Raw genomic sequence first — 22,212 nt, forward strand, 5'->3', positions numbered from 1 at the left:
TGAAGTCTTAATTAGCATGTAAAAATACTAAATTGCTTTTTTATGACTGCAGATTCGCTACAAACTTTGCCCAAAAGTCAATAGATTATGATCTGGATCTAAAATTGAAAATTCTTTTTGTCCCCAAGGTTTGATTTCTAAAGGACCATTCGGGTGAATGGCAACGCCGTTTTTCAAGAAGTTGTTATAAACGGTTTCGATATCTTGTGTGCGAATGTAAACTCCCGAGTAATTTTCAAGAGCATCAAGGGTAGCAAACTCAAAAAAATGAATTTCAATATTGTCTTTTTGTACCATCAAATACGCGTCATAATCTGCATTGCCCCATTTCTGAAAACCTAATTGGTTTATGTAAAAATCTTTCGTAATCGCTTTGTTACGCATGGGTAACTTTGGTTTGATTGCGGTAAGCATGGTGGTTTAGGTTTTGATTACTTCTATTAATGAAGCTCAATTGCTTCTCTTATAAACTTTGTTCGCTGGAAGGTAGAGCGGTAATTTGTTGCTAGAATTCAGAAATCTAAACCGTTTTAAGCAACAAGTAATTTTTTATTTTCAACGGAATCTTTCTCAGACCAAAGAATGAAGTTAGCATTTTTAGATTTTAGTGCTTCTAGAAATTCAGTTTTTACCTCTTTGTCAATATCATTGATTATAGCAATAGCTGTTACATTTTTTTTTGTAATTTTTTCTCGAACAGGTTTAATGTCATCCCATGAAAATAAAAATGTAGGCAAGTTCGATTTGTTAATAGTATTGAAAGATTTAATTACTATTTCCTTATCTCTTAGGGCAATTTGAAAATCAAAATTAAATTCTAATCCAGTCGAACCTTTTGAAATAAAATCAGGCGTAAATATAATATTCTGGGAATCTAAATGATTTCGAACATCTTCCTTAAATATTGATGCAACATTATGGTTTGATAAAACATATAGGTCATTTATCTCAATTATTGCTGAAAGAATATTATGTTTTGATTGTGAAAATTTATCAATATTAGTTTCAATCACTAATTCGTCATTGTCAATTTTCACGCCGTAATTAATTAATATTGAGTCTAATAAGTATTTTCTTCTTTTGGATCCTTGAATTTGTAATCCTTGAATTTCTAAATTAGATATTGTCTCTCCATTATCACTCAATTTTAATAAAGAACCATTTTTTTTAGCGTAAATTTCAATTGTATCGTTAAAAGCACCAATAAAAGGTGTGTTGATTAAAAACCAATCCGTATTAAGGTCTTTTTGGATAAAAGTTTTTTCTCTTAACCAATTATAATAATTGTCGACAGATGTGTTTACCCAATTCAAAGCAGTGCTTGTTGTATATTGATTATGGATTTTAAATTTATCCTTCTAGCAAAGTTAAATATTAAATCCGACAAATCAGATGATTGATTAATTTCTTTAGGTTGAAAATCAATTTCTGTTAACGGAATAGCCCAAGCTAGAGGTTTGTATCCTTCAACATAAATATGCATATGTGGCTCGGTCGGTTGAAACCATTTATCAGCATATGGTTTTAGAAATTCTGGTAATGTATCTTTAATATTTTCAGGATTATGATGACCTCCTTTAAAATCAATTCTAAGAAGTCCAATATGAGAATTACTTTCTAAATGATGAATTGAAGTTTTAAGGATTATTTTTTGATTTGTAGTTATCTCAATCCAAAAGGCGTAATCAGAATCATGATTAGAAATTAATTCAATTCTATTTTTTTTGTTTTTTAGATCTATAATTTGATAAGGATTAACTAAAGTTTTTTCTAGATCTAATAAATACTTAGCTTCTTGGTTTGTAAACATTTTCCAAAATATTATTTATAACGATTCATTCCTTAAGCTAATATATAGAAATAATATTACAAAGTTGTTGATTTCTAATGTTTTATTTTTTAGTGATATTTTAGTAAATATTGAGTTTTGCTTAAGGTGTTGGTATAGATTCGGTTTGCGTAGGTTCCGCGTGAGTGATTGTCCCGAGGTTTCGGGAGAAATCCTTTATATTTTTGCTTTAAAAATATTAAGATTGTAACGGAAAGCCCGAACCTTGTGGTCACGCCCAAAAACAACAAAACCCCAAGAAAATCTTGAGGTTTTGTTTGTATCGTGTGAGTTGGATTTTTGACTTTCTAACTTTCAACTTTAGGAGCTTTGACTATAGTGCCAATGCGTCTTTAATTCTTTTTAATGCTTCTTTCAAGATTTCGTCGCTTGTAGCATACGAGAAACGAATACAGTCCGGGTTTCCAAAAGCGTCACCGGTTACTGTTGCTACGTTAGCTTCGGCTAAAAGGTACATTGATAAATCCATTGCATTGTTGATTTCGGTTCCTTTCAATGTTTTTCCGAAGAAAGAGGACACGTCTGGGAACACATAAAAAGCGCCTTCTGGAACGTTGATTTTTACTCCTGGAATTTCTTTTAATAATCCTACTACTAAATCCCTACGGCTATGGAAAGCGTCGACCATGTGTTTTAAAACACTTGGATCAGCGTCTAAAGCGGTAATAGTAGCGCGTTGTGCAATACTGTTTGCTCCGGAAGTTACTTGACCTTGAATTTTGGTACATGCTTTTGCAATGAATTCTGGTGCGCCAATATATCCAATTCTCCATCCTGTCATGGCGAAAGCTTTGGCAACTCCATTTACGGTAATTGTTCTTTCTAACATTCCCGGGATGGATGCGATGCTGCAAAAAGTCCCTGAGAAATTGATGTGCTCGTAGATTTCGTCAGCAACTACGTAAACGTTTGGATATTTCTCCAATACTTTAGCAAGAGCTGTTAATTCTTCTCTATTATAAACAGATCCACTTGGATTACAAGGAGAACTGAACCACATCATTTTTGTTTTTGGTGTAATCGCTGCTTCTAATTGTTCGGGTGTGATTTTGAAATCAGTATCAACAGAAGTAGGAACTTCGACTGGAACGCCACCGGATAATTTTACGATTTCGAAATACGAAACCCAATATGGTGCTGGTAAAATTACTTCGTCACCATCGTTTAGCATTACTTGTGCAATGTTGTATAAGGATTGTTTTGCTCCTGTTGAAACTACAATTTGAGACGGTTTGTACTCTAAATTATTGTCTCTTTTGAATTTTCTACAGATAGCTTCTTTTAATTCTAAATAGCCTTCTACTGGAGAATACGTACTGTAATTTTCGTCAATCGCTTTTTTAGCCGCTTCTTTGATGAAGTCTGGCGTATTGAAATCAGGTTCGCCTAAACTTAAACTGATGATGTCTTTTCCTTGTGATTTTAATTCTCTGGCCAAAGCTGCCATGGCTAAGGTTTGAGACGTAGATAAATTGTTTATTCTATCGGATAATGGATTCATTGTAATAGGTTGTAGTTAGTTTATTTGTTAGTTAAAGAGGCACTGCAGCACATCTTTAGGTTATTATGATTAGGTAAGTTCCGGTTTCATTCCCAACTCTTTCAAATGTTTGAAATGAGCAATAACGGCACTTCGCATTGTTTTGTATTCGTAATAAGGTAAGTTGCATTCTTGAGCCGTTTCTTTTACGATACTGGCAATTTTACCATAATGTACGTGACTGATATTTGGGAAAATATGGTGCTCAATTTGGTGATTCAATCCGCCAGTGTACCAGTTTACAATTGCGTTTTTAGGTGCAAAATTCGTAGTGGTAAACAATTGGTGTATCGCCCAAGTATTGTCCATTTCGCCTAATTCATTTGGAGATGGATTGGTTGTTTCTTCTACAACGTGAGCCAATTGGAATACAACACTCAGAATTAATCCAGCAGTGTAATGCATTACGAAAAAGCCTATTAATACTTTCCACCATGTGATTCCAATAACGATTGGTAAAACAATCCAGATAGAAACGTAGATTACTTTTGTAATGATTAAAGTCGTCCAAAGTACTTTCGGACTTTTTAATTCTCCGTACGATAATTTCCTTTTAATGTAATTACGCATCTGTTTAAAATCAGTTGTGATTGCCCAGTTGAAGGTTAGCAAACCATAAAGAAAAACAGAATAATATTGCTGAAAACGGTGAAAATTATACCATTTTGCATCTTTTGTAAAACGAATAACACGTCCTGCGTCTAAGTCCTCATCGTGACCCGGAATGTTTGTATAGGTGTGGTGCAAAACATTATGTTGTACTTGCCAGTTGTGAACATTTCCTGCCAAAACATAAATAGTACCACCCATGAATTTGTTCACCCAAGTTTTATTAGAATACGATCCGTGATTTCCATCGTGCATCACATTCATTCCTACTCCGGCCATTCCAATTCCCATAACGATGGTCAATAACAAATGTGCCCAAAATGGCATACCAAGTGTTAGAATTAAAAAATAGGGCGCAAGAAAAACGGAGAAGAGAATTATAGTTTTCAGATATAGTTTCCAATTTCCCGTTTTTTGTATGTTGTTTTCTTTGAAGTAATTGTTAACCCGTGAGTTAAGTGTTCTAAAAAACTTTAAGCTGTCTTGCTTCGCAAATGTTGGCGCATTATTATTCATATATTTTCAATAAAGTTCAAAGGTAATTATTATAAATTTTTCGATATACAAAATTGAGATAAATATTTTAACTCTAAAGTATTACTTTTGTTAAAAAAAATAATAGATGGACGAGATTCTTAAGTATTTTCCTAATTTAACTGATATTCAGAAAGAACAGTTCGAAAAGCTGGATTTTTTATACCATGATTGGAACGAAAAAATCAATGTTATTTCGAGAAAAGATATTGATGCTTTGTACACCAAACATATTCTGCATTCGTTGGGAATTGCCAAAATTATAAATTTTGAACCTGGAACGTATGTTTTAGATGTGGGTACCGGTGGTGGTTTTCCAGGAATTCCCTTAGCGATTCTTTTTCCAGAAACCCGTTTTCATTTGATTGATATTATTGCCAAAAAAATAAAAGTGGTTCAGGCTGTTGCGGAAGGTTTAGAATTGAAAAATGTAAAAGCAGAACAATTACGCGCCGAAAATGTGAAAGGGGATTTCGATTTTATCGTGAGTCGTGCCGTAACCAATATGCCGGATTTTGTTTCTTGGGTGAAAACCAAAATCAAAAAGAACAACAAACACGAATTAAAAAACGGAATTCTCTATTTAAAAGGAGGAGATTTAACGGAAGAGTTGAAGGATTTTCCAAAAGCTACGGAATATAACTTAGCTGATTTTTTCGAAGATGAATTTTTTGAAACGAAGAAAGTTGTGCATGTACCGTTGAAGTTTACGAGTTAGGTCATAAGGTCAAAAGTCTTAAAGTCGAAAGTTACCACTCATTCTGAAAACCGAATCAATGAAATCTAAACTTATAACAAAACTTATTTTATTAGTGTTTATACTTACGTCTTGTCAAAATAAAACTTATGAAGAAAGAATAAATAAAACAAAATTAATTGAAGGCGAATATTATTCAGAATTGAATTCTCAAAATGGAATAAGTGTACGTGAAAATAAAATTGCTTTTTTTGAAAAAATGAAATTCAATAGTGAAGACATCTATGAATATGTTATTGTTGACTCAATATTGACAGAAGGAAATGTAGAAAATAAAATTGGAACATATTTAAAAAGAACTGACCGAAAAAATACTTTATACACTAAATTTACAAAATTACTTGACTCTACAATAATTTTAAATAGAAATAATCAATCCGAAGAGTTTAAGCTTAAAACCCGAATTGAATTTAAATAAAAACGAGAGGTAACAAACGTCTCTATCCATTTGCCAATAAAAAAGCCGAATCTAAACTTTTAGATTCGGCTTTTTGGTATTAACTTAAGTGCTTTACGACTTTCGACTTTCACACTTTAGGACTAATTTACTCTCCTAAAAACGGGTATCTGTAATCTACAGGCGTTACAAAAGTTTCTTTGATAGTTCTTGCCGAAGTCCAACGCAATAAGTTTTGCATAGAACCTGCTTTATCATTAGTTCCAGAGCCTCTTGCTCCACCAAAGGGTTGCATTCCTACAACAGCTCCTGTAGGTTTATCATTGATATAGAAGTTACCAGCTGCGTTTTGCAACGCAATAGTAGCCTCTTCTATTGCATAACGATCTTGGCTAAATACCGCACCTGTTAAAGCGTACTCAGAAGTAGTATCAACTAACTTTAGAGTCTCATGCCATTTAGCATCTTCGTATACATATATTGTAACTACAGGTCCGAACAATTCGGTTTCCATTGTAGTGTATTTTGGGTTTGTAGTTAAGATAACTGTTGGTTCTATGAAATATCCTTTTGATTTATCATAGTTTCCACCAATGATAACTTCGGCATCAGCATCTTTTTTAGCTTGATCAATAAAACGAGCTAATTTATCGAAGGAAGTTTCAGAAATAACAGCAGTAATAAAGTTACTCATGTCTTCTGGCGATCCCATTTTCATTGATTTTAAATCGGCTTCTAATTCTGATTTTACTGCTGGCCACAAGCTTTGTGGAACATATACACGGGAAGCAGCACTACATTTTTGACCTTGGTACTCAAAAGCACCACGAGCAATTCCTGTACTTACTTGTTTTGAATTAGCAGATGGGTGTGCAATGATAAAATCTTTTCCACCTGTTTCTCCTACAATTCTTGGGTACGTTTTGTATTTGCTGATGTTGGTTCCAATTTTTGCCCAAATGTCATTAAAAACGCCAGTAGATCCTGTGAAGTGTACTCCTGCAAAATCTGGGCTAGCTAATAAGGTTTCGGTGATCATTCCAGAGTCGCCCATAACCATATTAATTACTCCATTTGGTAATCCTGCTTCTTTAAAAATTTGCATCAATAAATTTGCAGAGTATACTTGTGTTGCTGCTGGTTTCCAAACTACTACATTCCCCATTAAGGCAGCGCTGGTAGGTAAGTTTCCTGCGATGGCAGTAAAGTTGAAAGGCGTAATCGCATAAACAAATCCTTCAAGAGGTCTGTATTCTACACGGTTCCACATGTCTGAAGTAGACTTAGGTTGCTCGCTGTAGATTTGCGTCATGTACTGTACGTTGAAACGTAAAAAGTCAATTAATTCACATGAAGCATCAATCTCAGCTTGATAAATTGTTTTGGATTGCGCAATCATGGTTGCAGCATTAATTTTTGCTCTGTAAGGACCAGCTAATAATTCAGCTGCTTTTAGGAAAATTCCAGCACGTTGTTCCCATGCCATATTTGCCCAAGCGGTTTTAGCTTGAAGTGCTGTTGCAATCGCGTCTTCAATATGTGATTTTTGAGCTTGGTGGTAGGTTCCAACGATGTGTTTATGATCGTGTGGTGCTGACATTGTTTTAGTATCTCCTGTTCTAACTTCTTGGTTTCCGATATAAAGAGGAACGTCAATTTTAGAATTCCACATTGCTGCGTAGGCCGCATCAACTGCTGCTCTTTCGGGAGAGTTTGGTGCATAGCTCTTTACAGGCTCGTTTACTGCTTTTGGTACGTGAAAAAATCCTTTTAACATATTTTTAAAATTATAAAATTAGAAAATGGGTGTTGTGTCTTTGTAACTAAAGCACAAAAGTACGAAGGTTTCTTTAAAGAAATGATATTTTCGAGCTAAACTAAAGGCGATAGAAAGGAATAGTCGTGTGGTAGCCCTGATAACAATGGAAAGCTTTTTGTGGTCTCATTATATTTTTTCTTGTGAAATAAGAGCGACTTTAGAAGCTCCTTATTTTACTTAGAAAAAAATAAAGGAGAGTGCAAAAACTTGAAATGGATAGCAGGATAGGCTCAAAAGGAAACTATTAAAAAGCTAGTTTAACGCGAATGGTGCGCACAACCTGAACGTAGGTACAATCACTTTGAAGTTTCTTGTTGTGGTAAAATTAATCATATTAAAATGGCCTTTCATAGCACCATAAGGGGATGATAGTAAACAACCAGAACTGTACGTATGCAATTCTCCTGGTTTTAAAACTGGTTTTTTGCCAATTACTCCCTCGCCATCGACCATTTCTATTTCATTTAAAGAATCGAAAATTTCCCAATGACGTGAAATTAATTGAACAGAATCCTTACTGTGATTTTCAATTGTGATTACGTAACTAAAGGCAAAGTGAATCTTGTAGTTCTTGAAGTAGGTGTCTTCAAAACTAGTCAATACCGATATTTTTATGCCTCTTGTTATTTGAGAAACCATATTATGTGGATGAGTGGTGTTTAATAAGTTCAAATTTACAAAAAATTGATTTCGTTTTACAAAAATTAAATAAGTTTTTTTAGTTAATTATATTTAAGGAATTCGCCATTCCTCTGCCTACAATTCGGTCGTAACGATCAATGCTTTCTCTGTAATAAACTAGGATAGTGTAGTCGTTTTCAGTTTGATAAAAATTACCGTCAATTGTATTTTCAGAATCAATAACTCCTTTGTCATCAGCAACTACATACTGGAAGTTTGTAAATCCCTGTTTAATTAAAATTGCCTTTTCATAAATTCCTTTTTGCGGATTATAATCCATTTTATAGGCTGGAGCTTTATTGTAATTATTGAACATTCCTGAGACATAAATGTTTTTATTTAATCTGAAAGTAGGAGCCGAAAGACTGAAATATACCCAAGCATAATCCGCTTCTATTTCGCTGTTAGCCGCATTTATATTTTTGACGACAAAGTCGCCATTGACATCTTGGGTAAATACATACGGAAAATTAGCTCTAGCTTCGCTAGTGTATAGATGGGAGCCATAGATTGCAGTATTAGAATCGATACGAGCGACATTATTACTGGCAGCTCTGATTTCTTTATTTTCGAAAAATAAAAATTCGTTTCCAGCCCAAAACTGAGTTTCAGAATCGTATTTGTAAATCAAATCATTTCCAATTGTATATTGTGGAATTATATTTTTTATAGGACTATTCAGTTGGCCGTTTTGAAGTAAAAGGACTTTTACATTTCGCAACGGATTTTGAAAAGTAATGGTGTTGGATCTAATGGTAAAATCTAAATTTTGTTTGGATTCAATATTACTAACTGTTCGTGCTCGTTTTACTTGGATGGGAACGGTAACTAGGTCTTCATAAAGAATGAATTTTCTAGAGAACACAACTTCTCTATTTTCATCTAAAATTTTAAGCATGTAATTTCCGCTGATTTTTAACTGTTGGGTAAACTGATTTGGAATTGCTAATTTGTAATGGGAATAGATTTGTAAGGTATTAAAGGAGTTGGTGTAATCTTGAATTCTTTGGTTGTCAAACCCTTCTAAATATTCATTTTTAGGTATTTCGGTAGGATTCCAGTTGTAATTGCAATGAATAATTTCGTAATAATAATTAGCTTCATTACCAAAAAGATCATCAAACTGCAATTGAAATCCTTCTCCTAATCTTAAAATTGGAATAATGTTTTTATCATTTTGTACAAATGAGATGGTTTTAATATTAAAGGGAGGAGCCACTTCTTTTTCTGCTTGCGCAAAAGCGGTACGGGTCAGAAATACAACAGAAAAAAGGAGTACTTTTTTGAAAAAGAATTGTGTCATTTTGCAGTGCTTAAGATTCGGTAAATATAAGGAATACTCTTGTTTTTAATTTGTTTATTTATTTTCAAAAAAAATTTTTTTCGTGGGTAATTTCTGTTAATTAAAATATAATATTGTTAGATATTAAGAGTAATCGTATTATTTTTACTTCAAACAAACAAACCTTATGAAAAAAATTAACAATTTAGTATTTGGAATAATGCTGTTTCCTTTAGCTGTTTTCGCGCAGCAAATGGATTATTCGAAGGCAATTCCTTTTGATCCTGCTGTCAAAACGGGCAAACTTGAAAACGGTTTAACGTATTACATCAAGAAAAATGCCAAACCAGAGAATAAAGTAGATCTTCGTTTGGTGGTGAATGCTGGTTCTATTCTTGAAGCCGATGACCAACAAGGATTAGCGCACTTTATGGAGCACATGTGTTTTAATGGAACCAAGCGTTTTCCAAAAAATCAGTTGGTTGATTATTTACAAAGTATAGGAGTGAAGTTTGGACAACATTTGAATGCCTATACCAGTTTTGATGAGACAGTTTATTTTTTACCAATTCCATCAGACGATCCTGAAAAATTAGAAAAAGGATTCCAAATTATAGAAGACTGGGCGTTCAATACGGTTTTGACTCCAGAAGAAATTGACAAAGAAAGAGGCGTAGTCTTAGAAGAATATAGATTGGGATTAGGAGCAGGAAAAAGAATGCAAGGACGCTATATTTCTAAAATGATGCATGATTCTCATTATGCGGAGCGTTTGCCAATTGGTCAGAAAGAAGTTCTAGAAAAGTTCAAGCACCAATCGCTAATTAATTTTTACAAAGATTGGTACCGACCTAATTTGATGAGTGTAATTGTGGTGGGTGATATTGATGTGGCCGAAATGGAGAAAAAAATTATTTCGCACTTTTCAACCTATAAAAATCCAGCTAAGGAAAAACCGAGAAAGATTTACGATGTGCCCAATCACAAAGAAACTTTTGTAGCTGTCGAGAGTGATAAAGAAGCTTCAAGTGCGCAAGTACAACTGCTTTACAAAGATTACGGAGCTCCAAAGCAAGTGGTAACGGTTGGAGATTTTAAAAACTCTTTGGTTGAGGGATTATTCTCGACACTATTGAACACGCGATTAGATGAACTTACAAACTCAGCGACACCTCCTTTTACTTATGGATATTCGTACTACGGAGGCACTTTTGCCAGAAATAAAAAAGGATATCAATCTGTGGCAATGTCTCAAGAGGACAAACAACTAAGCGCCTTGAAAGTTTTAGTAACAGAGAATGAAAGAGCCAAGAAGTTTGGATTTACGCAAGGCGAGTTAGAACGTGCGAAATTAGAGTTTCTTGCCTCTATAGAAAAAGCATACAACGATAGAGAGAAAACAAATTCAGTGAATTTTGTAGGGGAGTATCAAGCTAATTTTCTAGAAAAAGAACCAGTTCCTGGAATTGAATGGACGTACCAAACGATGAAACAGGTTATGCCTTTGATTACTTTAAAGGACGTAAATAGTTTAATTAAAGATTATGTGAAAGAAGACAACCGTGTCATTATTCTTACTGGTCCTGAAAAAGAAGGTTTGAAAAAAGTGACAGAACAACAAGTTCTTGATGCTTTGAAAGTAAATGCCGAGGATCTTAAGCCTTATGAAGATGCTGCCGTTGCAACAAGTTTGATACGAAACGAAGTAAAACCCGGTACTATTGTTAGCCGTGAGAACAATGCTAAAATTGGTACAAAGACGCTAGTATTATCTAATGGTGTGAAAGTGACGTATAAGAATACAGATTTCAAAAATGATGAAGTTCTTTTTGAAGCAGTGAGTCTTGGAGGAACTAATTTATACTCTAATGAGGATATGAAAAAAGTTCAATTTGCCAATGGCGCTTTATCAGAAGCCGGATTCTCAGGACTAAAATTGAATGATATTAATAAATTTATGACGGGTAAAATAGCGCGCGTAAACCCATATATTGGAACTACAACAGAAGGTTTACGTGGAAATGCTACTCCAAAGGATTTAGAATATCTTTTCCAAATGACGCATGCTTATTTCACGGATTTGAATATGGATGTGACTGCTTTTGATGGTTACAAACAAAAACAAGCTTCTTTCTTTAATAATATGGCTTCGACTCCTTCATTTTATTTTCAGCAAGAGTTTTATTCGTATTTAAATAAAGAAAATCCAAGATTTAACGGGTTGATTCCTAATGAAAAAACATGGGGTGAAACGGATTATGCATTAGCTTATAAGAAATACAAAGAGCGTTTTGCGAATGCGGCTGATTTTGAGTTTTACTTTGTAGGTAATATTGATGATAAAGTGCTGGAAGGGTATGCAGTTAAGTATTTAGCCTCTTTGCCTGCTACAGACAAAAAAGAAAAAGCAGTAGATTTAGGATATAGAATGCTAAAAGGGGATCTAAAAAAAGTAGTTAATAAAGGAACAGATCCTAAGAGTACTGTCACTATTATGTATTATGGTGATGCAACATATTCCGCTAAAGATGCGATGAGCATGCAAGCATTAGGAGAAGTTTTGACCATAAAATTGATCGAACAATTGCGCGAAAATGAAAGTGGTGTTTATGGGGTTTCTGCAAGAGGGAGTTTGAGTAAAATTCCAAATGCAATGTATAGTTTCACTATTGGTTTCCCGTGTGGACCGGATAATGCGGAGAAATTGACAGCTTCTGCTTTAAAAGAATTGCAGAACATTATTGATAATGGTCCAGATGAAAAAGATGTAGCTAAATTTAAAGAAGGAGAATTAGCTGATTTCAGAAAAGACAGTAAAGAAAACAGGTATTGGCTGTCTAATTTCACAAGGTCATACACCAATGGCAACAGTCCAGAAGACGTATTGAAATTTGAAGAAATGGTCAATGCTGTTACTGCTAAGGACATTCAAAATATTGCAAAACAATATCTTACTAAAGATAAAGTAATTGGAATGTTAATGCCGGAGAAAAAATAAACCGACTCATTATGAAACTAAAAACCTGCTAAAATTAACTTTAGCAGGTTTTTTTATTTTGTAAATTTCTGGGTTGAATTACTTAAAACAAACCGGGATAATTTCTCCTTTTGCCAAACAATATTTTTCTACTAATTCAGGGGCGATTTTGTTGGTGTAATCTTCTTCAATTACTGTAAAACCAATGCTTCGTAGCTTATCAAAATAATCGCGACCATAAATACGTACGTGATCGTATTGCCCAAAGATTTTAGCGCGTTCTTTTTGGTCTGTAATAGAATCATCTGCAAATGTTACGGCTCTTTTTAGATCCTGAGGAATTTGCAAAATTGCCATTCCACCCGGTTTTAATACGCGATACAATTCCTGCATGGCTTTCGTATCATCTGGAATGTGTTCTAAGACGTGATTACACAAAATAACGTCATATTGATTGTCCTGAAAAGGCAAATTACAAATGTCTGCTTTTACATCCGCTAAGGGCGAAAATAAATCGGTTGTGGTGTAGTCTAGGTTTTTCTGGTTTCTAAACAATTTATAAAAAGCTTGTTCCGGTGCAAAGTGCAAGACTTTTTTCGGAGCCGTAAAAAAATCGGTTTCTTCATTTAAATACAACCAAAGCAATCGGTGTCTTTCCAGTGAAAGTGTACTTGGTGAAAGCACGTTATTACGTTGCGTTTCATAGCCATAAGGCAACATCGATTTGAAACTTTTTCCGTCAATAGGATCAGTGAATTTTGTTCCTTTTAAAGTAAAGGCAATGATAGGACGGGCTACATAACTCAGCCTGATTAATAAAGGACGAGGAATAGTATTGAGTATTAATTTAAAAAGTTTTTTCATATTTGTTTCACAGAGATTCACAAAGAAGGCTCAAAGATTCGCTAAGTTTATCTTTTGGAATCTGAAGGCGTATTTATAAATCTTTTTATGTTGTTTTTTAAAATTGTACTATTGTAATTTATTAATAATCCTAGAGGATAATTGCCAAGTTTTAAATACGTTAGTATTTGAGCGAAATGTACGGCAGTACAACTTTCTACTGTTTTTAATTCGATTACTAATTTGTCCTCAACAAGTAAGTCTATTCTATACCCTTGGTCAAGTCTGATTTCCTTATATTTTATTGGAAGTGTTATTTCTTTTTCAACTTTAAAGCCTGCATTTTGAAGTTCATAAAAAGACATGTTTGGTAAGCAGATTCTAAAAGACCCGGACCCAATTGTCGATGTACTTCAATGGCTAACCCAATTACTTGATAAGAAAGTGCATTTAAATCATCGTTTAAGTCATTATCTTTATTTTCCATTTTCTTCGATGCTAAAAATACTAAAAAACTTTACTTAAAACCTTTGCGAATCTCTGGGTATCCTTTGCGATTCTTTGTGTAATAACTTAGATTACCAACGGTACTTTTCTAAACTCATCCTCTTCATTACTCACAATTCCTAATGCTTTATACACGTAGGCAAAAGTCGATAGAATCTCTGGTTTTCCATCAATAATAGCAACATCATGCTCAAAATGGGCGGATGGTTTTCCGTCAGCAGTTGTGATTGTCCAGCCGTCTTTGTGTTGTTTGATGTTTCTAGTCCCCATGTTAATCATCGGTTCAATGGCTACTACCATTCCTTCAACAAAAAGTTTTCCTCTTCCTTTTTTACCATAGTTAGGCATTTCAGGATCTTCGTGCATTTTTTGGCCTACGCCATGACCTACTAGTTCTCGAACCACACCATAGCCGTGTGCTTCCGTATATTTTTGAATGGCGTTTCCTACGTCTTCAACTCGGTTTCCTAACCTCAGTTCGCGGATTCCAACATACAAGGACTCTTTGGTAATCTGTAATAATTTTTTAGTTTCAGGAGCTACTTCACCTATCTCGAAAGAATAGGCGTGATCCCCATGGTATCCGTTTTTGAAAGCGCCACAATCTACAGAGATCACATCGCCACTTTCTAAGGGTTTATTGTTAGGAATTCCGTGAACTACTTGTGAGTTTGGACTCATGCAAAGCGAATTTGGAAAACCGTATAACCCCAAGAAACTCGGTACGGCGCCATGATCACGAATGAAGGTTTCGGCTAATTTGTCAAGGTATAAAGTAGTAACTCCTTCTTTAATTTCAGAAGCAATCATTCCTAAAGTTTTGGATACGATTAAGGCACTTTCGCGCATCAATTCTATTTCTTCACGGGATTTTACAATAATCATAATTTCGAATTTTCAGTTTGCAAAAATACAATTTTATAAATTATTTAATCCGGATTAGCCATTATTTTAAATAGTTCTGAGTTTGAAATATAAAACCGGTTTTCCAATGCTATTTTTGAAAGACGTGCAATCACTAAATTATTCTCTCGCGTATTGATTAAAAATAAGGAACTTTCGCCAAAAGAAAACAAACGCTCTTCAGAATTTAACATCGTGAGATTGTCTTGAACCAACCCTTTAATTAATTCTTTTTGTTTTAACAGCGATTCAATTTCTATTTTTTGGGCATTAATTTTATTGGTCAATTGGACCTTTTCTAGATCCAATGCAAATTCAGTTTCCTGTACTTTAAACTTCGCTAATTTCAAACTTCCGCGTTCTTTTCGGAGAAATAGTGGAAAGTAAAAATCCAATCCAATTTTATAATCCTGAAATTTATAATTGTCAATATAACTAGGCTCCGATAAATAAGAATATCCAACATCAATTTTTGGTAAAAGCATGTTGGCTTTTAATTTCTTTTCCACATTTAGCATGTCAATTTTGCTTTGCAATGCATTGATTTTTGGATGGTTGGTAATTGAGAAATCAGAATTTAGTAAATCATTCGTTTTTAAACTTTCTTGTATTGTAAATTCCAATTGTATTTCAGGAATCAATTCATCGGATAATTCAAGAGGAATATTATTTTCTAACCAAAGAAAATTAGACAGCTCTAATTTGGCTTTAGACAATTTAAGTTCAGAATCCTCTAAGTTCAGTATTCTGTTTTTGACAATAATACCAGCTTCAACACTATCGATGGCAGGTTTATCTCCTTGTTTGATTAACGACTGTATTCCCTTAAATCTGATTAGCGCATTTGTATTGTATTCTTTATATAGCTGTACTTCATTAAAGTTTTTTTTCCAATTAAAATAGGCTAATGAAGCATCATACAATATGGCGATAGCCTGCAGTTTTCGTTCTGCTTGACTCAGTTGCATTTGCATTTTTGCTTTGCGTACATCGGCCATTCGTTGGTTAATAAATAATCCTTGTCCAAGTGGCACTGTAATTCCAAGTGAGGTTAATCCTTGATTGGGCACTGTATTTTCAGGATTAAGATAAACGCCTTCGTTGTTGTCAAAGCCCGCTTTAATCTCAATTCCATACCAAGTTGGGATTTTGAAACTGCTGTTCAAAATGGAATAATATTCAGTGTCTTTGAATTGTTTTTTGCTGAAATCGACTTCAATTTTTGGATCAAAACCACCCCTAGCCATCATCAAGTTAGCTTGTGCCTTATTGATTTCTAAGTTAGCAGTTTTTACAAGAGGATGGTACTTTTTGACATAACCTAGAAATTCATTATATGTAAACTCTTCTGAGGGAATGTTTTGTCCATTTGCCACAAATCCTAAGAATAAAAACGATAAAAATACTTGTTTCATTATTTCTTTTCTTTTGTAGTTTTATTAGCGGGTGTGTAATAATTTGGTGGAAATCCGTTTAAGGTTCTCCATAATTCAAACCACACAGGAACGTTGTTTAGTAAAGCAATAGTTTGGGCACCTGCTCCTATGCTTAGTTGTTTAGGCCATTGATCTTCATTTTTGTCCGGTGCTATTAATACGCGGTATTTACCGTTTTCACTTATGAAATTTTCAATGGCAACAATTTCACCACCAAAAGTTCCATAAGACATATTTGGCCAGCCTGAAAATACGATGGTAGGCCAGCCGTCAAACCAAACTCTGACTTTTTCTCCTTTGATTAACAAAGGTAAATCGATTGGATTCACAAAAGTTTCAACAGCAATGTCATAATCGGAAGGCATGATGGTTGCTATAGGTGTGCCTTCTTTGATGGTTTCTCCAATACCGGATTGAACAGCTCTATTAACGTAACCATTTTGCGATGCTTTAATGTAATACATGCCATTTCTAATGCTATAATTTGCATATTGATTTTGGAGTTTATTTACTTGGGCATCCGTATCAAATTGACTGCTTAACGCGGTAAATTTATCGCTATTGGCTTTTGAAGCCTTTTCTGCATACTCTGCACTTATCCTGTTTATTTCAACTTTAGCATTTATTAATTCGTTTTTGCTGGTTAAAAATTTATTTTCCTGAGTAATAATTTTCGCTTCAACTTCTTGTAATTTTAGTCTTTTTTCTTCAATATCAGTCAGCGGTTTTAGCCCCTCTTTGTTTAGCTCAACGGAACGATTGTACTGCGTATTGGCTATTTTTAGCTGTGTCTTTACAGCAACTAAATCCATACTATCACTCTTAATTTTTAAAAATGATTGTTTGATTTTGTTTCGTCCTTGTTCTAATTTTAGTACTTTTTCCATTTCTATGGCTTGAATCTGCCCTGTCAAAGTACTTACCTTAGACCCATACGATTGCAACGATTGCTTCTTGGCATCTATTTGTCTTTTGGTGTTTTGTACTAAGTTTGGATCCATATAATCCTCTTTTATTTCCGAGATAAATACAATGGTGTCGCCTTTTTTGACAAAATCTCCTTCTTGTACATACCATTTTTCAAGTCTACCAGAAATCACACTTTGAATCGATTGTGGTCTTTGGTCTGGTTGTAATGTGGTGACGCTTCCAGTTCCAGAAATATTTTGTGTCCAAGGCAGAAATAGTCCCACTACAGCCACAATGGATACGCCTGCTATTATTTTATTTAAAATTTTGTAATGAGGTCTGTTAGTAAGGTTTTTAACTGTATCGTAGCGGTCAAGAGGATGCAGTTTTGTTTTGTTATAGGATATGTTTAGCATGGCTAATTATTTTTTAAATCAAGTTGAATTGCCCCATTTTGCATAGTTATTCTTCTACTGCATTTGGTTTTCCAATACGGATTTTTTGAAGAAACGATGATCGTCCATTTGTGTTTTTCAGAAGTGATGAAATCAATAATTTGATTCGCTACTTTATCATCCATCTTATCGGTTGGATCCTCGTAAAACAGTACTTTGGGATTGTGAAGTATACTGCGTGCTAACAATACTTTTTGAGCATTAGAAGAGGATAATTGTTTTCCTTCCGGGAAAATATGAGTCTCAAGACCTTTTGGCAATGATTTAATAAAGGACGAAAGTTGAACTCCGTCAAGAACTGCTTTTAGATTTTCAGTATTTACAGCACTGTCATTAAAAGTTATGTTATCTAATAATGTTCCTTCAAATGGTGTTTCGCCGTAAATAATACTTCCAATTTGTGATCGGTATTGTTTAAGATTTATTTTTTTAAAAGTATCGTCATTAATAAAAAAAGAACCAGATGTGGGTTGTAATAAACCGGATAATATTCGAATAAGTGTTGTTTTTCCAGAGCCGTTTTCTCCCTCAATTGCGATTCTTTCTCCTTGCTGGATCTTTAATGTTAAGTTATTCAATATATATCCCGGAGAGTCAGGAAATTTGAAGATGAGGTTTTCTGTTTCTAATGAAATATTGGCATAACACGTATCCCCTTTAAATGCTGCTTCCTCTTCTAATTCTAGGTCTGTTACTTGGCCTATTTTTTCAATCGAAGTAAGTACGTCGTAGAATGTTTCCAATCCAACTATTATTTTTTCGACCGAATTGATAACCATTAAAATAATGATTTCTGCAGCCACAAATTGTCCAATATTCATTTGCTGTGACAATACTAAGAAACCACCCATCGCTAATAAACTCGCAGTAATAATCATTTTAAAAACAATCAATTGTGTGAATTGTCTTTTGATTACATCAAAATGTTTTTCTCTATTAGTTAAATAATCTGCCACTAGATTGTTGTTTTTTTGCAAACCAAAATTATAGTTGAGGTCATTTTTAAAACTAAAATTGTTTCGCGCCATTTCTTGCAACCATCCAGCCACTTTGTATTTAAATTTAGATTCTTTTAAGCTAGTTTCAAGCCCAGATTTAAAAGAGAATTTGAATATAAAATACAAAAGGAAAAATAATAAAATGCCAAACATTATAAAGTAAGGGTGGTACAAAGACAATAGAATCAAACCGAAAACTATTTGTAATAATGCTGCCGAGAAATCAATTAATAATTTTGAAGTTCCTTTTTGAATGGTCATCGTATCAAAAAAACGATTAGCTAATTCTGGAGGGTAGCTATTATATAACTCCTCCATTTTTATTTTTGGCAAACGAGCTGCAAATTCAAATGAAGAGCGAACAAATATTTTTTGTTGCAAGTTTTCTGTAATTCGCAATTGCATGAGAGATAGAACACCAGTTAATGCAACGCCAAAGACTACCAAAACAATTAAAACGATCCAGGAAGCGCTAACTCTTCCTGATTGGATCAAGTTTGTTATTGCTTGAATTCCTAGTGGCAACGATAGGCTGATTAATCCTGCAAAAATGGCATAGAAAAATATTTGATAAACATCTTTTCTGTCTAAAGCGAGTAAGTTGTAAAATCTCTGTAATGGCGTGTTTTTCATTGTATATTATTTTGTAATTCTTTGAACTAAATCAATGTAGAAATCAGTGGGTGAAATAGTTTCATTACAATTGGTTATTGTTTTTAAATGATTCTTTAAAAAATGCTGATGCAATGCTCCTTCCACGATGGACGAAGCTAAACTTTTGGCAAATTTATAATCAGGATTTACTGCTACTATCATATCAGTAATTCTATTTATTACACTTTTATAAACAAGGAAAACACCTTCTTTATTTTCTTCATCAACTTCCTTAGTTAAAATTGTTTTGGTAAACTCTGAAATTATAATTCTATTTAAAATACCTTCATTTATGTGAGCTGTAGAGGAATCATCTTCTATTTTCTCTGTTACAATGGTAATTGCTTTTTTTAATTTTTCTAATGGAATGGATAGATTATTTGTGGCAAAAACTAGCCTGTATTCTATCCAACCCCAATACCAAGAGGATAAATATAGCATTAATTTATGTTTACTTTCAAAATACCTATAAATTGAACTTTCGTTGGAACCGATGCATTCACCTAATTTTTTGAAAGTAAAACTTTCAAAACCGATTTGGTCAATCATTAAAATGCTATGTTCAATTATTTTCTTACCTAAAGGTGAGGTTTCAGGATTCTTCACATATAGTTTGTCGTTGACAGTAATTATAATATTTGATAAAATAGAGTTCATTTTAATGATTTTAGTAAGATTATTTAAGATCGAAACCCTATTAATGTGCTGTAAAGTCAACTACAATTAAAATTAAAATATTCTTTTGGTGTTTATTAATTATAAATTAATTTTTAAGCCAAAATTTAAATTTTTCATATCTTGAAGTTCTGGTTTTATTTTGTTATCCTTTAAATCTAGATACTTTAAGTGGTCTAATGGTTTTAGTACAGGTATCGTTTTAAAGTCATTATTGTTCAAGTATAAATATTCTAGGTTTTTAAAAGCTAAAATTTCACTTGGAAGTGATTTTAAGTGGTCGTTTTCTAAGTGCAACGATTTTAAATTGGGTAATTTAGCTAAGATATTTAGTGTCTTAGGTAGGTTCATGTTTTTTTCATCATTTAAAAAGATTTCCTCTAAAGTAGTCAAATTTGAAAACTCACTTGGTAATTTGCTGAAATCATTTCCGCTCAAATCAATTATTTTTAATGATTTTAGTCTTGTAATTCCGGTTGGGATCTCTTTTAAATGATCGTTTTTAAGATTAAGATATTCGAGGTTAATAAACTTTGACCAATCAATATCATTTAGTTTTAGGGTCTGATTGCTTAAGTTGAGTTTAAAAATCATTTCAGGATTTTTTAAGGCCTCTTCAAGATTATTATATTCTTTATTGCGATCAAACTTAATCTGACCAGACAAGACATTTGTAACGACAAGTAAAAACGCCAAAATTAAGTTCTTTTTCATTTTCTGTATTTTTTATATTTCTGTCAAAATTAATAGCAAAATTAATAGCAATACTATTGATAATGAAATTTTAACTTTTATTTATAGAAAAAGCCACTCAACTTGGAATGGCTTATAATTTTCTAATATCTATTTTGTTTAAAGTAGCGAATGACAGGTCATAACTTCCGGTTTTTCTACTCCCATTAACTCTAAGATGGTTGGAGCAATATCACCCAGAACGCCATCATGAATGGTTCTGATTTCTTTGTCTACCATAATGATTGGAACTGGATTTGTTGTATGTGCTGTATTTGGACTTCCATCAGGATTTATCATTGTTTCACAATTTCCATGATCAGCAATAACGATAGTTGTATAATTGTTTGCAAGCGCAGCTGTAATCACTTTTTCGACGCATTTATCAACCGCTTCACAGGCTTGTATTGCAGCACTCATAATTCCGGTATGTCCTACCATATCACCATTTGCAAAATTAAGACAAACAAAATCAGCTTCCCCTTTATAGAGTTCGGGAATAAGTGCATCAGTCAATTCAAAGGCACTCATTTCCGGTTGTAAATCATAAGTGGCCACCTTTGGAGAGTTTTTTAGAATGCGGCTTTCGCCAATAAAGGGCTGCTCTCTTCCTCCAGAAAAGAAGAAAGTAACGTGTGGATATTTTTCTGTTTCGGCAATACGAATTTGCTTTTTGTGCGCTTTTTCTAATACCTCTCCAAGTGTTTCTGTTATGTTGTCTTTGTTGTAAACGACCTTTACGTTTTGGTACGTTTCGTCATAGTTGGTCAACGTCACGTAATATAAATTGAGTTTGTGCATGTTTTGCTCATGACAATCTATTTGCGTCAATACTTCGGTTAATTCTCTTCCTCTGTCTGTTCTGAAATTAAAGAAAATTACCACGTCATCTTCTTCAATTGTGGCTAGTGGTTGGTCATATTCATCCACCACAACTGTTGGATGTACAAATTCATCGGTTACATTGACTTCATAACTTTCCTCAATACTAGCCACTGCATTCGTTGAATGGGTTCCAATTCCGTTTACCAATAAATCGTAAGCTAGTTTTACTCTTTCCCAACGTCTGTCTCGATCCATTGCATAATAGCGTCCTATTACCGAAGCCAGTTTTACTGTAGTGGTAGCTATATAATCTTGTAGATCTTGAATGTAATGTTTACCGGATTTTGGATCTACGTCGCGACCATCAGTGAAGGCGTGAACGAACACTTTTTGTAAGCCGTGTTGTTGTGTAGCGTCAATCAAACCTCTCAAATGAGACGTGTGAGAGTGTACACCGCCATCAGATACTAGCCCTAAAAAGTGAACTTTTTTGTTGTTTATTTTGGCATATGTGAAGGCATCAACTAAAACTTGCTCTTTTGACAAAGTATCGTGTGCAACAGCAAGATTAATTTTGGCTAAATCTTGGTATACGATTCGTCCCGCACCAAGATTCATGTGGCCCACTTCACTATTCCCCATTTGTCCCTCAGGAAGTCCAACATTTAAGCCGTCCGTTCGAAGTTGAGCACTAGGATAATTTCTATATAAACTGTTAATAAAAGGTACATTAGCATTATCGATAGCAGAAACCTTTGGGTCAGGAGACTTACCCCAACCGTCCAAAATCATAAGAATTACTTTTTTATTCATTGCAAATTTATTTTAAG

The 22,212-nt window shown here is 33.8% G+C and carries 19 protein-coding genes and 1 pseudogene; 3 read left to right on the top strand and 17 right to left on the bottom strand.

What is annotated here, in order from left to right:
• Window positions 1–57 precede the first annotated feature (57 nt).
• The 5 genes from E0F91_RS13675 to E0F91_RS13695 form a co-directional block, all read right to left on the bottom strand.
• Window positions 58–414 (bottom strand): bleomycin resistance protein, encoded by a 357-nt coding sequence (locus E0F91_RS13675; protein ID WP_132067017.1) that lies wholly within the window; start codon window positions 412–414, stop codon window positions 58–60.
• A 116-nt stretch (window positions 415–530) separates the two neighbouring features.
• Entirely contained in the window at window positions 531–1,313 is a 783-nt protein-coding gene (locus E0F91_RS13680) for a DUF1828 domain-containing protein (protein WP_132067018.1), read from the bottom strand.
• A complete protein-coding gene (locus E0F91_RS13685) occupies window positions 1,310–1,810 on the bottom strand; it encodes a DUF6978 family protein (RefSeq protein ID WP_132067019.1) in 501 nt (166 codons plus the stop codon). The genes E0F91_RS13680 and E0F91_RS13685 overlap by 4 nt, the downstream gene beginning before the upstream one ends.
• A gap of 352 nt (window positions 1,811–2,162) precedes the next feature.
• A complete protein-coding gene (locus E0F91_RS13690; protein WP_132067020.1) occupies window positions 2,163–3,350 on the bottom strand; it encodes a pyridoxal phosphate-dependent aminotransferase in 1,188 nt (395 codons plus the stop codon).
• A gap of 69 nt (window positions 3,351–3,419) precedes the next feature.
• Window positions 3,420–4,514, bottom strand: a complete 1,095-nt coding sequence (locus tag E0F91_RS13695) for a fatty acid desaturase family protein (protein ID WP_132067021.1) — start codon at window positions 4,512–4,514, stop codon at window positions 3,420–3,422.
• A 106-nt stretch (window positions 4,515–4,620) separates the two neighbouring features.
• Between E0F91_RS13695 and rsmG the strand changes: the two genes are divergently transcribed.
• Both rsmG and E0F91_RS13705 read left to right on the top strand, forming a co-directional pair.
• Window positions 4,621–5,250: a 16S rRNA (guanine(527)-N(7))-methyltransferase RsmG gene (rsmG, locus tag E0F91_RS13700; RefSeq protein ID WP_132067022.1), complete on the top strand. Its 630-nt coding sequence runs from the start codon at window positions 4,621–4,623 to the stop codon at window positions 5,248–5,250.
• A 58-nt stretch (window positions 5,251–5,308) separates the two neighbouring features.
• On the top strand, window positions 5,309–5,707 hold the full coding sequence (locus E0F91_RS13705) for a hypothetical protein (protein WP_132067023.1): 399 nt from the start codon (window positions 5,309–5,311) through the stop codon (window positions 5,705–5,707).
• Between the two features lie 127 nt (window positions 5,708–5,834).
• Here E0F91_RS13705 and pruA read toward each other — a convergent pair whose 3' ends face one another.
• The 3 genes from pruA to E0F91_RS13720 all read right to left on the bottom strand — a co-directional run bounded on the left by pruA (window position 5,835) and on the right by E0F91_RS13720 (window position 9,489).
• Window positions 5,835–7,463 (bottom strand): L-glutamate gamma-semialdehyde dehydrogenase, encoded by a 1,629-nt coding sequence (gene pruA, locus E0F91_RS13710; RefSeq protein WP_132067024.1) that lies wholly within the window; start codon window positions 7,461–7,463, stop codon window positions 5,835–5,837.
• A gap of 294 nt (window positions 7,464–7,757) precedes the next feature.
• On the bottom strand, window positions 7,758–8,144 hold the full coding sequence (apaG, locus tag E0F91_RS13715) for a Co2+/Mg2+ efflux protein ApaG (RefSeq protein WP_132067057.1): 387 nt from the start codon (window positions 8,142–8,144) through the stop codon (window positions 7,758–7,760).
• 79 nt (window positions 8,145–8,223) lie between these two features.
• A complete protein-coding gene (locus E0F91_RS13720; protein ID WP_132067025.1) occupies window positions 8,224–9,489 on the bottom strand; it encodes a type IX secretion system plug protein in 1,266 nt (421 codons plus the stop codon).
• 166 nt (window positions 9,490–9,655) lie between these two features.
• Between E0F91_RS13720 and E0F91_RS13725 the strand changes: the two genes are divergently transcribed.
• On the top strand, window positions 9,656–12,466 hold the full coding sequence (locus tag E0F91_RS13725; RefSeq protein ID WP_132067026.1) for a M16 family metallopeptidase: 2,811 nt from the start codon (window positions 9,656–9,658) through the stop codon (window positions 12,464–12,466).
• Window positions 12,467–12,544: 78 nt separating this feature from the next.
• Here E0F91_RS13725 and E0F91_RS13730 read toward each other — a convergent pair whose 3' ends face one another.
• The 9 genes and pseudogenes from E0F91_RS13730 to gpmI all read right to left on the bottom strand — a co-directional run bounded on the left by E0F91_RS13730 (window position 12,545) and on the right by gpmI (window position 22,195).
• On the bottom strand, window positions 12,545–13,309 hold the full coding sequence (locus tag E0F91_RS13730; protein ID WP_132067027.1) for a class I SAM-dependent methyltransferase: 765 nt from the start codon (window positions 13,307–13,309) through the stop codon (window positions 12,545–12,547).
• A gap of 47 nt (window positions 13,310–13,356) precedes the next feature.
• Window positions 13,357–13,775: pseudogene (locus tag E0F91_RS13735) on the bottom strand (GxxExxY protein).
• An 86-nt stretch (window positions 13,776–13,861) separates the two neighbouring features.
• Window positions 13,862–14,680: a type I methionyl aminopeptidase gene (gene map, locus E0F91_RS13740; protein ID WP_132067028.1), complete on the bottom strand. Its 819-nt coding sequence runs from the start codon at window positions 14,678–14,680 to the stop codon at window positions 13,862–13,864.
• 44 nt (window positions 14,681–14,724) lie between these two features.
• A complete protein-coding gene (locus E0F91_RS13745) occupies window positions 14,725–16,113 on the bottom strand; it encodes a TolC family protein (protein WP_132067029.1) in 1,389 nt (462 codons plus the stop codon).
• On the bottom strand, window positions 16,113–17,459 hold the full coding sequence (locus E0F91_RS13750) for an HlyD family secretion protein (protein WP_132067030.1): 1,347 nt from the start codon (window positions 17,457–17,459) through the stop codon (window positions 16,113–16,115). Before E0F91_RS13750 ends, E0F91_RS13745 begins: the two co-directional genes overlap by 1 nt.
• A gap of 2 nt (window positions 17,460–17,461) precedes the next feature.
• On the bottom strand, window positions 17,462–19,129 hold the full coding sequence (locus E0F91_RS13755; protein ID WP_132067031.1) for a peptidase domain-containing ABC transporter: 1,668 nt from the start codon (window positions 19,127–19,129) through the stop codon (window positions 17,462–17,464).
• A 6-nt stretch (window positions 19,130–19,135) separates the two neighbouring features.
• A complete protein-coding gene (locus tag E0F91_RS13760; RefSeq protein ID WP_132067032.1) occupies window positions 19,136–19,807 on the bottom strand; it encodes a TetR/AcrR family transcriptional regulator in 672 nt (223 codons plus the stop codon).
• Between the two features lie 99 nt (window positions 19,808–19,906).
• Window positions 19,907–20,539, bottom strand: coding sequence for a leucine-rich repeat domain-containing protein (locus E0F91_RS13765; protein ID WP_132067033.1), 633 nt, complete (start codon window positions 20,537–20,539; stop codon window positions 19,907–19,909).
• Window positions 20,540–20,677: 138 nt separating this feature from the next.
• Window positions 20,678–22,195, bottom strand: coding sequence for a 2,3-bisphosphoglycerate-independent phosphoglycerate mutase (gene gpmI, locus E0F91_RS13770; protein ID WP_132067034.1), 1,518 nt, complete (start codon window positions 22,193–22,195; stop codon window positions 20,678–20,680).
• Window positions 22,196–22,212 lie beyond the last annotated feature (17 nt).

This window comes from Flavobacterium sandaracinum (assembly GCF_004349135.1).
GTDB classification, from domain to species: domain Bacteria; phylum Bacteroidota; class Bacteroidia; order Flavobacteriales; family Flavobacteriaceae; genus Flavobacterium; species Flavobacterium sandaracinum.

Excerpts from the sequence above, each read along its gene's own strand:
- E0F91_RS13730 (WP_132067027.1), bottom strand. The coding sequence starts at position 13,309 with ATGAAAAAACTTTTTAAATTAATACTCAATACTATTCCTCGTCCTTTA.
- E0F91_RS13695 (WP_132067021.1), bottom strand. The coding sequence starts at position 4,514 with ATGAATAATAATGCGCCAACATTTGCGAAGCAAGACAGCTTAAAGTTT.
- E0F91_RS13750 (WP_132067030.1), bottom strand. The coding sequence starts at position 17,459 with ATGCTAAACATATCCTATAACAAAACAAAACTGCATCCTCTTGACCGC.
- E0F91_RS13720 (WP_132067025.1), bottom strand. The coding sequence starts at position 9,489 with ATGACACAATTCTTTTTCAAAAAAGTACTCCTTTTTTCTGTTGTATTT.
- E0F91_RS13725 (WP_132067026.1), top strand. The coding sequence starts at position 9,656 with ATGAAAAAAATTAACAATTTAGTATTTGGAATAATGCTGTTTCCTTTA.
- gpmI (WP_132067034.1), bottom strand. The coding sequence starts at position 22,195 with ATGAATAAAAAAGTAATTCTTATGATTTTGGACGGTTGGGGTAAGTCT.
- E0F91_RS13690 (WP_132067020.1), bottom strand. The coding sequence starts at position 3,350 with ATGAATCCATTATCCGATAGAATAAACAATTTATCTACGTCTCAAACC.
- E0F91_RS13675 (WP_132067017.1), bottom strand. The coding sequence starts at position 414 with ATGCTTACCGCAATCAAACCAAAGTTACCCATGCGTAACAAAGCGATT.
- E0F91_RS13705 (WP_132067023.1), top strand. The coding sequence starts at position 5,309 with ATGAAATCTAAACTTATAACAAAACTTATTTTATTAGTGTTTATACTT.
- pruA (WP_132067024.1), bottom strand. The coding sequence starts at position 7,463 with ATGTTAAAAGGATTTTTTCACGTACCAAAAGCAGTAAACGAGCCTGTA.
- rsmG (WP_132067022.1), top strand. The coding sequence starts at position 4,621 with ATGGACGAGATTCTTAAGTATTTTCCTAATTTAACTGATATTCAGAAA.
- map (WP_132067028.1), bottom strand. The coding sequence starts at position 14,680 with ATGATTATTGTAAAATCCCGTGAAGAAATAGAATTGATGCGCGAAAGT.
- E0F91_RS13755 (WP_132067031.1), bottom strand. The coding sequence starts at position 19,129 with ATGAAAAACACGCCATTACAGAGATTTTACAACTTACTCGCTTTAGAC.
- E0F91_RS13685 (WP_132067019.1), bottom strand. The coding sequence starts at position 1,810 with ATGTTTACAAACCAAGAAGCTAAGTATTTATTAGATCTAGAAAAAACT.
- apaG (WP_132067057.1), bottom strand. The coding sequence starts at position 8,144 with ATGGTTTCTCAAATAACAAGAGGCATAAAAATATCGGTATTGACTAGT.
- E0F91_RS13765 (WP_132067033.1), bottom strand. The coding sequence starts at position 20,539 with ATGAAAAAGAACTTAATTTTGGCGTTTTTACTTGTCGTTACAAATGTC.
- E0F91_RS13760 (WP_132067032.1), bottom strand. The coding sequence starts at position 19,807 with ATGAACTCTATTTTATCAAATATTATAATTACTGTCAACGACAAACTA.
- E0F91_RS13745 (WP_132067029.1), bottom strand. The coding sequence starts at position 16,113 with ATGAAACAAGTATTTTTATCGTTTTTATTCTTAGGATTTGTGGCAAAT.